At 49.1% G+C, this 12393-nt stretch carries 13 protein-coding genes; 2 read left to right on the forward strand and 11 right to left on the reverse strand.

The genetic code is table 11. The features are described 5' to 3' along the window. Positions 1-9: 9 nt before the first annotated feature. From ACO0LB_RS07785 to ACO0LB_RS07800, 4 genes are all read right to left on the reverse strand, one after another. Entirely contained in the window at positions 10-1173 is a 1164-nt protein-coding gene (locus ACO0LB_RS07785; protein ID WP_423048176.1) for an ABC transporter substrate-binding protein, read from the reverse strand. Between the two features lie 220 nt (positions 1174-1393). Further along, entirely contained in the window at positions 1394-2281 is an 888-nt protein-coding gene (locus ACO0LB_RS07790; RefSeq protein ID WP_423048178.1) for a sugar phosphate isomerase/epimerase family protein, read from the reverse strand. After that, on the reverse strand, positions 2278-3126 hold the full coding sequence (locus ACO0LB_RS07795; RefSeq protein WP_423048180.1) for a shikimate dehydrogenase family protein: 849 nt from the start codon (positions 3124-3126) through the stop codon (positions 2278-2280). Before ACO0LB_RS07795 ends, ACO0LB_RS07790 begins: the two co-directional genes overlap by 4 nt. Continuing rightward, positions 3123-4004 carry a 4-hydroxyphenylpyruvate dioxygenase gene (locus ACO0LB_RS07800; RefSeq protein ID WP_423048182.1) on the reverse strand — a complete coding sequence of 294 codons (882 nt, stop codon included), beginning with the start codon at positions 4002-4004 and terminating at the stop codon, positions 3123-3125. The genes ACO0LB_RS07795 and ACO0LB_RS07800 overlap by 4 nt, the downstream gene beginning before the upstream one ends. Positions 4005-4131: 127 nt before the next feature. Between ACO0LB_RS07800 and ACO0LB_RS07805 the strand changes: the two genes are divergently transcribed. Both ACO0LB_RS07805 and ACO0LB_RS07810 read left to right on the forward strand, forming a co-directional pair. Next, positions 4132-4917 (forward strand): IclR family transcriptional regulator domain-containing protein, encoded by a 786-nt coding sequence (locus tag ACO0LB_RS07805; RefSeq protein ID WP_423048184.1) that lies wholly within the window; start codon positions 4132-4134, stop codon positions 4915-4917. A 49-nt stretch (positions 4918-4966) separates the two neighbouring features. After that, positions 4967-5362, forward strand: a complete 396-nt coding sequence (locus ACO0LB_RS07810; RefSeq protein ID WP_423048186.1) for a hypothetical protein — start codon at positions 4967-4969, stop codon at positions 5360-5362. Between the two features lie 88 nt (positions 5363-5450). Here ACO0LB_RS07810 and ACO0LB_RS07815 read toward each other — a convergent pair whose 3' ends face one another. The 7 genes from ACO0LB_RS07815 to ligK form a co-directional block, all read right to left on the reverse strand. Further along, entirely contained in the window at positions 5451-6704 is a 1254-nt protein-coding gene (locus ACO0LB_RS07815; protein WP_423048188.1) for an ABC transporter substrate-binding protein, read from the reverse strand. Positions 6705-6818: 114 nt separating this feature from the next. Then, positions 6819-7940: a porin gene (locus ACO0LB_RS07820; protein ID WP_423048190.1), complete on the reverse strand. Its 1122-nt coding sequence runs from the start codon at positions 7938-7940 to the stop codon at positions 6819-6821. 546 nt (positions 7941-8486) lie between these two features. Next, positions 8487-9461 carry a Gfo/Idh/MocA family oxidoreductase gene (locus tag ACO0LB_RS07825; protein WP_423048192.1) on the reverse strand — a complete coding sequence of 325 codons (975 nt, stop codon included), beginning with the start codon at positions 9459-9461 and terminating at the stop codon, positions 8487-8489. Beyond that, a complete protein-coding gene (locus tag ACO0LB_RS07830; protein WP_423048194.1) occupies positions 9462-10337 on the reverse strand; it encodes a class III extradiol dioxygenase subunit beta in 876 nt (291 codons plus the stop codon). After that, on the reverse strand, positions 10330-10725 hold the full coding sequence (gene ligA / locus ACO0LB_RS07835) for a protocatechuate 4,5-dioxygenase subunit alpha (RefSeq protein WP_423048196.1): 396 nt from the start codon (positions 10723-10725) through the stop codon (positions 10330-10332). Before ligA ends, ACO0LB_RS07830 begins: the two co-directional genes overlap by 8 nt. Then, the gene (locus ACO0LB_RS07840; protein ID WP_423048198.1) at positions 10726-11646 is read right to left on the reverse strand and encodes an amidohydrolase family protein; all 921 of its coding nucleotides are present in this window, start codon (positions 11644-11646) and stop codon (positions 10726-10728) included. It abuts the gene before it with no gap. A gap of 45 nt (positions 11647-11691) precedes the next feature. Beyond that, on the reverse strand, positions 11692-12387 hold the full coding sequence (ligK, locus tag ACO0LB_RS07845; RefSeq protein WP_423048200.1) for a 4-carboxy-4-hydroxy-2-oxoadipate aldolase/oxaloacetate decarboxylase: 696 nt from the start codon (positions 12385-12387) through the stop codon (positions 11692-11694). Positions 12388-12393 lie beyond the last annotated feature (6 nt).

Raw genomic sequence — 12393 nt, forward strand, 5'->3', positions numbered from 1 at the left:
GATGCGCTCTTATTTTTTCGTGGAAACCATCGGCATGACCAGAACAACTTCCTGTTTGCCATTTTTTACTTCCACTAAAAAACTCTCGCGATTCAGATCGCCTTTTTCATCGAATTCCACATCCATCAATACGCCAGGCTGTGTTGCTGTCGAAATTTTCAGACCATGCAAAGCAGCGGCAACCGCTTTACGATCCAGTTTGCCGACTTTCTCAATCGCCGCCTTGAGTACGTACACACCGGAATATCCTTTCATACCGTTGTGATCAGAAATGTATTTGTACTCTTTTTCAAATTTTGCGCGGAACGCACGAATCGCAGGGTTGGGGGCATCGACCGTCAGGCCAACGTGAGCAACGGCACCATTGGCAGCATCACCTGCCAGATCAATCACTTTTTGTCCGATCAGTGTTGTCTCACCGATTACAGGCTTGTTCCAGCCTTGCTTTTTGAGTTCGCGCAATACACGGGCAGACTCTTCTTCGTTGACATACACAAATATGCCGTCAGCGTTACTTTGCTTGGCTTTCAAGACAGCAGCAGAGAAATCAACCTGACCCGGATCAGTAGAAATATCCGCAATCACTTTCGTTTTAGATGGATCAAGTGCTTTCAGCAACGCATCGTGGCCACCTTTGCCAAAATCGTTATTGCCATAAATCATGGCCAGACTTTTAATATGTGCTACGCGTGTGATATAGCCAGCAACTTTAGGCATGGCATTGGACTGCGTGAAGCTGGTACGAAAAATATATGGATTGCCTTGTGTCGTAATATTCGCCGCTTCACCACCGGTAAAATTCGGGATTTCTGCACGACGTGTTTCTGCCATACTGACCACGATAGAGCCAGAAAATACTGGACCAAATACCGCAAATACTTCCTGATCAATCGCTTTTTGTGTCAATCCTTTGGCAATACCAGGATTGGACTGAGTATCCATCGTCGTGGCTTCGATCTTATGACCAAGCACACCACCGCTGGCATTGATTTCCTTGATCGCCAGTTCCACGCCGTTTTTGAAATTCGTACCGGCTGTTGCGCCTGCACCTGTCAGTTCGACAATGTTAGCGAGTTTGATAGGATCGGCTGCATAAGCTGTCATGGACATGCTGGCAGTTGCCAAAGCACTGATAGCGAACGTGAGGATGTTGTGTTTTGTAGTAATAGTCATTTTGTCTCCTGTGTGATGACAGATTTATTTCTGTTTATGTTTTACTGCTTTTTTTTGCTGCGACATCTTTGTGTCGCTTGGCAATTTTTTACTGCTTAGTAATACTTGTGCTGCTGAATACTCTCTGTTACTGCGCAATGGAGCGGATCATCCATGACGCTACGCCTGATGGGCTACGCTACTATTCAGTTTCTAGCCACAGGTTTGTGATAGCTATTTCTTATGCCATCATCGGATGTCCATCGCTTGGCTGACGAATGTTCAGGCTACGGCGCAATACCTGATCGGTAACCCATTTGGCGGCGGTGTGAGCGCGGCTGGCAACGATTTCAGGTGACAGTTGCAGATAATCGTCGTTAAAAACTTCAAAACTGTAATCACCGCGATACCCGCCTTTATCCAGGCGACGCAATAAATCGCTGAGTTCTTTGGAGTGCGCGCCTTCACCCGGAAATACGCGTAAATGGCGGGCCGTTTCCAGACGCTCCTCGGCACTGCGGATATCGCGCCACATGAAATCAGACAATTGCACCATGGCGATTTTGTCGCTGGGAATATCTTCCAGCCCATCAAAATCAGCCTGATTCGCCAGCATATGAAAACTGTCAATCACGACACCAAGATTGGAATGATTCGCCATATCCACGACCTCCCAGGACTGTTCATATTGATTGATATGACGTCCCCAGGACAGCGCTTCAAATCCCACCTTGACACCTAGTGGTACAGCCAGCGTCGCCAGCTTGGACAAATGATGCGAAATCAGCGACAAGTCGCCACTGGCATGGCTTGATGTGCTGGAGCACACCATCAGCAAAGGCGCACCCACTGCCTTGCAGACGTGCAGCATGTTCTTGGCAATATCGAGTTTGTATTCGTGCAAGGAACCTGACAATCCTTCGTAATCACGCATCACCTGAATACCCGTGACACGGACGCCGCTTGCGCGCACCAGACGCACTGCTTCTGCCAGTCCACCCGGATGACCAGCCAGATCTTTTGCCCACAACATGATTTGTGAGAAACCCGCAGCTTTAGAGGCATTCAGTTTGGATTCCAGCGGACCAGCCAGTGTAATGCTGTCCATGCCAAAATTACTCAGATTCATAACACCCCCAGATTTCTGAACGCATCAGAAGAAACGCCGGGCCAGCCAAACAGTTCCAGATACAGCGGTGACTGTTCAATCATCATTTCGCGACCTTTCTGAATACGGCATCCATTCTCTTGCGCGGCCGTCAACAGCTTAGTCATTTCGATTTTCATACCGCAATCGGAAACGATGCAGGAGGGTGATAAGCCCGTCAGATCGAGTGGCAAAGGATCATCAGGATGCATACCCAGTGGAGTGGAATTGACGATCAGATCGTAGCCTTCCGCACTTGGCTTACCAATGCTGACCTTGGTTGCAGGAAATGCTTCTTGCAAACGTGCTTGCAGTGCCTGCGCCTGTTCCGTGCGTGTATCGTAAATCGACACATTGGCGATTCCACGACTTGCCAGCGATGCGGCGATAGCACAGCCAACGCCACCACTACCAACGACCAGCGCATTGGACTGTTTCCAGTTGAATGGTGTTTCGGCACAGGTACGATCCAGCCCGCGGACAAATCCTTCGCCATCAATCAGATCGCCGATAATGGTTTTACCGTCAGCAGCTTTGTAAATGGCATTGCAGGCTCCGGCGAGTCGGGCACGTAAAGTCACTTCATCGACCGCCGTCACGCTCATCGGCTTATGGGGAATCGATACAAAAATACCACCAACGTTTTCAATCGCCATCAGCGTACGTATCGCATTCGTGTAAGCAGCTGGTTCGATTTTAAGCGGCACAACACGGGCATCCAGATCGTGTTTTTTAAAATAGGCATTAAACAATGCAGGTGCCTTGACTTGCTCTACTGGCCAGCCAATCACAAAAAAGATACGCGTTGTACCTGAAATCTCTATCATGCTGTTTTCTCCGGATGACTGACGACCAGCTCAAAACTGATGCCACCCTTATATAGTTGTGTTAATGCACCTTTTTCACTCGATTGCGCGGGTTCGCGGTCGATGAAAACAATGCCTCTTTGTTGTAGCTGACGTACTGCGTCCAGCACATCAGGAGCACCGATCCCTACACGGACCAGTTGCTCTTCCCATTGCAGACCAGCAGCACCTTCTGGCGGCTCAACCAACTGCAAATAAAAACTATGACAAGGACTTTCCAGCAAAATACCCTTCGGTAACACGCCAAAAAAGTGGCCTTCTGGCAGTGGACGGAAACTCATCAATTGCTGATAAAAATCGATCCACTCTGGCGAACGGTCACGACCGATGGTCTGTACTACACCAAAAAAATGCATGCCCGCTAATGCTGGTGGATGTGGGTCAACATGAGGAATCGGTTTGAAATCAACGTCATAGATAGAGAAATCACGTACACGATCAACGAAATACAGAATTGAATCGCCGACTCCATGTACGCCAGGGATATTCAGTTCCATCACGCCGGCACGGGTCTGTATCGCCCAGGCGCCCATATGAATGGCATGGCGGTACGCAGCATCAGCATCACGCACGCGTAATGCAATCGCGCTGATCACGGTCGATTGTAGATCTGTCTCAGATTGTGGCAAAGCAGCAGGATCGGCATTCACGATCACATTCATGCTGCCCTGGCGGTATAAAGTGACTTCCCGCGAACGGTGGCGCGCTGTCGCAACAAAGCCCATTTGTTCCAACAGCGCTCCCAACATCATCGGTCTGGCTGTTGCGTATTCGATAAATTCAATACCATCTATGCCAAGCGGGTTGCTGGGTTCAGGATTATGTTCTTGTACGGTCATAGATATCCCCTGGTAAATAATGTTGTGTAGTGTAGGAAGGAGACTCCACAAAAAATAGTGCCAAAAACTTCGATTACTGCGACAATCGCTCATGCTGCGCGATTAGCGCACAAATCAAAGGAAATTTATGGTCAAGCGTACGGAACTGGTTGAAGTAGAAGTCGCCAAGCGCGATCTGATTGAGGGACTGATCAAAGGGATTGACGTCATCACGGCATTTAATGATGAATCAGCGAGATTGACAGCCAGTGAACTGGCAGAAAAAGTCTGTATCAGTCGTAGCGCAGCCAGGCGCTATTTATTGACACTACTGCATATTGGTCTGGTCGCCACGGATGGTCGGAATTTCTGGCTGACGCCGAAAATTCTGAATCTCGGACGCTCGTATCTGGATTCTGCACGTTTGCCACGTGCTATCGTTCCGTTCCTGCAACGATTGACATTGCAGTTACAAGAATCGACCAATTACTCTGTGCTGGAGGGGGATGATGTGGTGTATATCAGCCGCGTTAATGCACCACGCTTGCTAAATACCGGCTTTGAGCCAGGAACCCGGCTACCGGCCTACACATCCACGGCAGGACGGGTATTGCTCGCAGCAATGCCTGATGAGGGCTTGCTCGCCTATCTGGATAGAATAGAATTGATTGCCTACACGCACCTGACAATCACCGATAAAAAACAACTGTTTCAGGAATTGGTGAACATCCGCGAAGATGGTTTTGGGGTCACAGAAAATCAATACGAAATCGGTTTGCGCGGAATTTCTGTTCCACTCAAAAACCGTCGGGGCGCATTGGTCGGTGCGTTAAGTATCTCGATGATGATTGCCGGTAGCTCAAGAGCTGAAGCGACGGCAAAATGTCTGCCCGCATTACAGGCAGCAGCCAATACGCTGATGCAATGGTTGTGACCAACACTTAAACACTTATTACCGCGATCGCCGACAATTACTGAATGCAATGATTGTATGCGCACTTGATATCAACAAGCTGTTCCGGGCATTCAGTCCCATCCACAAGCAACTTCTGCCTGGAAGTCTGGGATCGTTCCTGCGACGTATTAATAGCGATTGCCCTAGCGTGAGTGCAGCCTGTTCCAGCGGACTACGCCGCGCAGCAGCTCTGGGAATACCCGTCAGATGGCTGACTTGGGCGATCGAAATACGCCTGCGCTTTTCTGACAAGATCAGCATGGCAGCAAACTTACTTTCTGCCATGCCTATGTTAGGTATCTATCCGATTCTGGCCCAAGTGTATGGAAAAGAAAATTTTACCGCGACAGCGCTGCTGGTCACGACCATTGCCTCGTTCTTCAGCCTCAGTGACCTGTTGTGGTTGAGCAAACATCTGGTTTAGATAGCATATGACAACATATTGCAACGTACGCCAATAGTATTGAAGGAAGGCCGAAGAAAACCATAATCATGACGATGAAGCTTGAGTGTTATTTCTTTGCTGCCTCGGTAGTCTGAGCAAAAAACTGTTTTCTACCTTCACGCGAATTGAGTATGACTTCCTTGCCATTCGCCAGCTCTACCGTTGGCCCATCGCCCATAGGAATCGTCGCCAGTACCAGTTGTTTTTTATTGCGTACCTGCACCAGATAACTTTCACGATATAAAGTACCGTAAATATCGTATGCTCCCCGGACTGGCAAATTAGTCTGTTTTTGTGGATCAAGGCGCGCTTTTTTCATCTCATTAATAAACATCTGCCCTTCCACTACACCAACACTGTCAACCAGAGATTTGATGGCATATACCGCAAAATAGGCTTTCAGAGAATTGTGATCAGGTGACAGATTGTATTTGGCACGATAACGCCGGTCAAAACTTTGCACACGCTCGACTGGTGCATCAACAGATACACCAGTATGGGCATAAACACCCTCTGCCGCTGCCCCTGCCATATCAATCACCTGTTGCGAAACCAACGGGCCATCACCAACCACTGGTTTGTTAAACTGTCTGAGACGCAATTCTTTTAACAGTCCGGCAGCTTCCATTTCATTGGTATAGATGAGCAGCGCATCAATATCGTTCTTATTCAAATCATCTACAACGCGCGAAAAATCAGTCTGCCCCGGCTGTACAACCATATTGTCCGCCACCAACATGCTATAACGCTTGGCGGACTGCATAAAAATTGCCTTGGCATCTCGCCCATAATCATTATCTACATAGATCAGAGTCACTTTTTTTGGCTGAAACGCCTGCTGCACAAAGGCAGCCAGCCTTGGAATCGCCATTTCCTGCGTCAGCGAAGTACGAAATAGATTGGCAGGATATTTTTTGGCAATCGATGCCGCTTCGCCACCAACAAAATGGGGGATATTCGCTGGGCCACTGACTGCCATCGTCGCCAGTGTCATGCCAGAAAAAGTCGGCCCGATGATCGCAAATGGTTTGAGCGCGACAGCACTGTTGGCTGCGCGGGTCGCCGCATCAATGTTGGTATCGATATTGAACTGCCTGAGTAAAATAGTTTTTCCGGCTATTCCCCCGGACGCATTGATTTCATCAATGGCCAGGGTATAACCATTTTTAAAACTACTACCGGCTATGGCGCCGGCACCACTTGCCTCAGAAATACCGGCGAATACGATATTCCCCTCTGCACTTGCCACCGCAGGCAGCAGCGCAACAAGTGCCATAAGCAAAAACATATTCATCACGAACGTGGTGATCAGCTTTTTCATCCAACAGTCTCCCAGTCAGACACAATGCAGTGATCTGACAAATAAAAAAAACCACAAGACGTCATACAGACTTGTGGGTTTAAAAAAATGCACTCAGAAATGATCAGAAGGCGATCAGAAGCGATGAACCACACCCGCCTGGAATCCCGTCAGACGCTTGCCATTCACATCCGCTCCCGCCAGATTCGCTGAGGGGCCTGCTGATCCACTGAAACGGAAGCCCGCATTCGCGTCATTCGTCATCACGCTCGCAAAGCTGTATAAGGTCGTTCTCTTGGACAAATCATAGAATGCTCCAACGTTACCGCCTTGTGCTCCGGCATCTCCGTTACTGGTGTCTTTGATGACGCCGTATAACGCTCCTATGCGTAATTGTGGGCTCAGGCGGTAGTCTGCTGATACCTGGTAGATGTTGTAGTAGCGGTTGGCGTTTTTGTCTGTGCCGGCAATGAGGTTGTTCGGGCTGGCGATGTTGCTCAGGATGCTGCCTGCTGTGAGTCCATTGGCGTTGCTGGTGATGTTGTTGCTGTGGACGTAGGCGAGGTAGATTTTGCCTGGGCCGTAGTCGTAGTCGGCGTAGAGGTTGTGGTATTGGATTTTTTCCTGAATATTGCCTGTCGGTGCCGGTTTGGCTACGATGCCGGCATAGCCTGCGCGGTAGGGGCCTGCTGTGTAGTCGAGGGCGAGTTGGTAGATGGCGCTTTGGCTGAGGCCTCCTCCTGCCTGTTCTGCCAGGGCGTAGTGGACTGAGCCCTGGAAGCCGGAGATGCGGGGGGTTTTGTAGGAGATGTCGTTGTCGTAGCGGGACGGGACGCCGAAGGAGTTGATGATGGAGCCGAAGGTGGTGCGTTCGGTGTAGTCGATGGCGCCGCCGATTTGCTGGATTTCTGTGTTTTGGCGACCCAGTCGAAATTCTCCGACGGGGGTGTTGATGCCTACCCAGGCTTGACGGTCGAACAGGTGGGCTGCGTCCGCTGAGCTGCCGGTATCGGCATTGAGGCCTTGTTCGAGGTTGAATTTGGCCTGGTAGCCGTTGCCGAGTTCTTCTACACCGCGAAAACCAACGCGGCTGCGCAGCAGCGTGCCGTCATTGAGGCCGATGATGTGGGCACCGCTGTTGCTGCTGATGTAGCCTATGTATTGGTCTACTGTTCCGTAGATCGTGACGTTGTTTTGCGCTTGTGCCAATGCCGAACATCCCAATGCTGCAAAAGTTAAAACAATTTTTGTTTTCATATCTCCCCCGACTACTTTCTATATAAATTCAAGCGCACTATCCACATCTGCGTAAAGTCTTCATGCGCTTTCTGATTCACCAATTACACCCTTTGATTAGCAAAACTGCTAACGTCCAGGCACGGTATGGTGTAATACCGTTGATACAAATGACGACAAACCGGATCGTTCACGCGAACCACAGCGAACTAGTGTTCTTCTGATCAATTCACGCTTTTTCACCACCTGAAAGCACTCGAATACTCGCTATAGCCACTGTTTAAGTCTTCAATTGTTAAGCCTTCATCGCGACGAGGTCTTGACAAAAAAAGGACGTGACAAAGCCGCCCTCGCGGGCAACTATTTTCGGACTCTGTGTACAACGTGGAATTCAGGTCACAGCATTAACAACTAACTCAGGAACACGGCAATCCAACTGAATGCTGGTCTATTTCTTGTGCCAGTAATGACCAGAAAACATTACTGGTACAAGAAACCGGGAGATGCCTGCCTGAATAAGAGGCATAACAGACATATCCACATCAATGCCAAAACTGCGGACGACTGTTATATTGCGACGTTGCCTGCTGCGTTCAGTTGCTGCTCTAAGTGATGCAACACGCGATAGCATGGCAAGACGTTCGCAACGCTTGAATTAGGTTCACGCCCGTCTCTGATGGCAGCGAAAAATTCGCGGTCTTGTAACTCAATGCCATTCATCGAGACATCAACCTTGCTGACATCAATTTTTTCTTCCTTGCCGTTAAATAAATCATCATAACGAGCGATATACGTTGCCGTATCACCGATGTAACGGAAGAAAGTACCCAATGGGCCATCATTATTGAAGCTCAGAGACAAGGTACAGATCGCACCAGTGCTGCTTTTGAGCTGGATCGACATATCCATTGCAATACCAAGCACCGGATGAATCGGCCCTTGTATGGCATTTGCCTGCACAATGTCACCGCCTGATTGGTAAGCGAATAAATCGACTGTGTGAGCCGCATGGTGCCACAACAAATGATCCGTCCAGCTACGCGCTTCGCCAAGCGCATTCATATTCGTACGGCGGAAAAAGTAAGTTTGCACATCCATTTGCTGAATATTAAACTCACCTGCCTTAATTTTATGGTGCACGTATTGATGGCTGGGATTAAAGCGGCGGGTGTGGCCACACATCGCCACCAGACCCGTCTGCTTTGCTAGTGCAACCACTTCTTCGGCACCTTGCAGTGTGTCTGCCAGAGGAATCTCTACCTGCACATGTTTACCTGCCTTCAGACAGGCAATTGACTGTTCTGCGTGCATTTGCGTTGGTGTACACAAAATCACTGCATCGACTTCAGGCAATGCCAGAGCATCTTCCAGCTCAGTTGTCACATGAGCGATACCATAACGGGCAGCGATCTCTTTTGTTTTTTCAAGATCACGGCTGATCAGTGAAACGACTTCAACGCCTTCAATATTTTTAATACCATCAAGATGCTTAATACCAAAAGCACCTGCACCAGCGAGGGCGACTTTAATTGTTTTGCTCATTTATTGATTCTCCAGGATCAGGTGCCCTACTGCAGTATTTGAGGCAGGTACATGATAAAAACGATGTGCCAGTTTAGGTGCTTCTCCACCAGCAACGTCTGACATTGCGCCACGCGCAATCAGCCACATCACCAGTTCAATACCTTCCGAACCGGCTTCACGGACATAATCGATATGCGGCATATTTGCCAGACCATCTGGATCGACAATCAGTTTATCCAGAAACGCGTTATCAAATTCCTTGTTGATCAGACCGGCACGTGCGCCTTGCAACTGGTGGCTCATACCACCGGTTCCCCAGATCTGCACATTCAGTGGGCGATCAAATGATTCCACTGCCTTGCGAATCGCTTTACCCAATTCAAAGCAACGGCGACCAGAAGGCGCAGGATACTGCACCACGTTCACCGCAAAAGGAATCACAGGACAAGGCCATTCTTCTGGCTGGCCACACATCAGAGATAAAGGAACTGTCAAGCCATGATCGACATCCATTTTATTGACGATCGTCAGGTCAAAGTCTTGCTGGATCACTGATTGTGCGATATGTGCCGCCAACTCTGGGTGGCCTTTCACGACGGGTACCGGACGTGGCCCCCAGCCTTCATCTGCAGGCTGAAATTCAGCAGCACAACCAATTGCAAACGTCGGAATCATTTCCAGACTGAATGCGGTTGCGTGATCGTTGTACACCAAAAAAATCACATCCGGCTTATTGTCTTTCATCCACTGCTTGGACGGCTCGTATCCCTGAAACAATGGCTGCCAGTATGCGTCCTGGCTTTTGCCCAAATCCAGCGCAGCACCAATCGCCGGCACATGAGAGGTGTACACACTGGCAGAGATATGCGCGTGTTGTTTGTCTTGCTTAGTCATTCTTGCTCTCTCCGATCACACGATTACCCTCGACAGAACGACCGCCTGCCAGCATCATGGCGGCATATTCTTCCTGCGTCATACCAGTCATGCTGGCTGCCATGTATTGAAACGAGCGGCCATCAGTCGCACCGATTTTAGCCAGAAAATAAATATTTCCACCTGCCGCAAGACAGCGATTCAGATCGCGCGTCAACACACCCTGCTTCTGCTCTTCTGTCATCGGCCATTCGTCAAGATAGGCTCGTTCATCAGCTTTGAAGCGGGCGCGGTTTTCGGCTTTCATCAGAGACATACAAAACTGATTCAAGTGATATCCAAGACGTGATTGTTCTGCATCGAAAATCGTCGTTCCGGGAATATCCTGATAGGGTTTATCCAATGCCATTTATACACTCCAGTACAAGCGATTCGGGTTATCCACCAACAATTTTTGCTGCAACTCGGCAGTCGTTGCGATCTGAGGAATATAGTCGACCAACAAACCATCATCTGGCATGTGATCCTTCAGATTAGGATGCGGCCAATCTGTCCCCCACAGTACGCGGTCTGGGAATTGTTCGACCAGATATTTCGCAAATGGCACGACATCCTGATACGCATGCTGTTCACCATTCAATGCCGCTGGTCCAGTTGCACTCAGACGTTCAGGGCAACTGACCTTACTCCAGATATTCTGATGTTCACGCATCATTTTTACAAACAAGGCAAACTCAGGCCCATCAACGGGCTTGCTGACATCGGGACGCCCCATATGATCGACGACAACCGTTGTTGGCAAAGCGGTAAAGAAATCATACAGCTCTGGCAAATCCTGTGCTTCAAAATACACCACGACATGCCAGCCAAGCGGGGCAATGCGATTGGCAATTTCCAGTAACACTTCACGAGGAGTGAAGTCTGCCAGACGCTTTACAAAATTAAAGCGCGTACCGCGAACACCCGCAGCGTGCATAGCTTGTAATTCTGCATCGGTGACATTGCGATTAACTGTCGCGACGCCTCTTGCTTTACCGTCAGAAGATTGCAAGGCATCGACCAAAGCACGATTATCACTGCCATGACAAGTCGCCTGAACAATCACATTTTTTGCAAACCCTAAATGATCGCGTAATGCAAACAACTGTTCTTTCGAAGCGTCACAAGGAGTGTATTTGCGTTCTGGTGCATAGGGAAACTGAGCACCTGGACCAAACACATGGCAATGTGCATCCACCGCACCAGCGGGTAAAACAAATCGTGGTACGGATGGATTATGATAAAAATCCAGCCAACCCTGCGTTTTAATAAAAGAAGTATTTTCAGTCATGTTGCGATGATCGCCAATAGAGTAAATAAATAGTCTGGTCTGAATTTAATCAATGTATTTCAAACCTGCTTTTTCCAGGCCTTCACGCATTTTGTAGTAATCCAGTCCCAATACGCCTGACGCAAATATTTCGCGTTTATTACCCTCGTTAGCTTCGCGCGCTTCTGCTGCATCAGCGACTTGTTGCGCTACTGCGGCAGGTACCACCACCACGCCATCGATATCTGCAATAACGACGTCACCCGGATTCACCTGAGCACCGGCACAAACAACCGGCACATTGACTGAACCCAGTGTCGCCTTGATAGTTCCTTTGGCATTGATCGCACGGCTGAATACGGGAAAAGCCATTTCTGTCAGATCTTTGACATCGCGTACACCACCGTCAATAATCAGACCTTTCGCGCCACGCGCCTGAAACGATGTGGCTAACAGATCGCCAAAAAAGCCATCTTCGTTTTCTGTCGTACAAGCCGCTACCACAACGTCGCCAGGCTGTATCTGTTCTGCGGCAACATGCATCATCCAGTTATCGCCAGGTTGCAGCAATACCGTTACGGCAGTGCCACACATGCGGGCATTGGTGTAAATAGGACGCATGTATGGCTTCATCAGACCAACACGACCCATCGCCTCGTGGATCGTCGCAACGCCAAAGCGGGACAGTTTTTCAACGGCAGCCTTGTCAGCGCGCACGATATTGCGCTTCACAATGCCCAGATTATTGATTGGAGTGCTCATTACTTT

This window comes from Undibacterium sp. SXout7W (assembly GCF_049339385.1).
Classification (GTDB): Bacteria; Pseudomonadota; Gammaproteobacteria; order Burkholderiales; family Burkholderiaceae_D; genus Undibacterium.

Bases quoted from the DNA above. Each gene is read 5' to 3' on its own strand.
- ACO0LB_RS07785 (WP_423048176.1), bottom strand. From the start codon at position 1,173: ATGACTATTACTACAAAACACAACATCCTCACGTTCGCTATCAGTGCT.
- ACO0LB_RS07790 (WP_423048178.1), bottom strand. From the start codon at position 2,281: ATGAATCTGAGTAATTTTGGCATGGACAGCATTACACTGGCTGGTCCG.
- ACO0LB_RS07795 (WP_423048180.1), bottom strand. From the start codon at position 3,126: ATGATAGAGATTTCAGGTACAACGCGTATCTTTTTTGTGATTGGCTGG.
- ACO0LB_RS07800 (WP_423048182.1), bottom strand. From the start codon at position 4,004: ATGACCGTACAAGAACATAATCCTGAACCCAGCAACCCGCTTGGCATA.
- ACO0LB_RS07805 (WP_423048184.1), top strand. From the start codon at position 4,132: ATGGTCAAGCGTACGGAACTGGTTGAAGTAGAAGTCGCCAAGCGCGAT.
- ACO0LB_RS07810 (WP_423048186.1), top strand. From the start codon at position 4,967: ATGATTGTATGCGCACTTGATATCAACAAGCTGTTCCGGGCATTCAGT.
- ACO0LB_RS07815 (WP_423048188.1), bottom strand. From the start codon at position 6,704: ATGAAAAAGCTGATCACCACGTTCGTGATGAATATGTTTTTGCTTATG.
- ACO0LB_RS07820 (WP_423048190.1), bottom strand. From the start codon at position 7,940: ATGAAAACAAAAATTGTTTTAACTTTTGCAGCATTGGGATGTTCGGCA.
- ACO0LB_RS07825 (WP_423048192.1), bottom strand. From the start codon at position 9,461: ATGAGCAAAACAATTAAAGTCGCCCTCGCTGGTGCAGGTGCTTTTGGT.
- ACO0LB_RS07830 (WP_423048194.1), bottom strand. From the start codon at position 10,337: ATGACTAAGCAAGACAAACAACACGCGCATATCTCTGCCAGTGTGTAC.
- ligA (WP_423048196.1), bottom strand. From the start codon at position 10,725: ATGGCATTGGATAAACCCTATCAGGATATTCCCGGAACGACGATTTTC.
- ACO0LB_RS07840 (WP_423048198.1), bottom strand. From the start codon at position 11,646: ATGACTGAAAATACTTCTTTTATTAAAACGCAGGGTTGGCTGGATTTT.
- ligK (WP_423048200.1), bottom strand. From the start codon at position 12,387: ATGAGCACTCCAATCAATAATCTGGGCATTGTGAAGCGCAATATCGTG.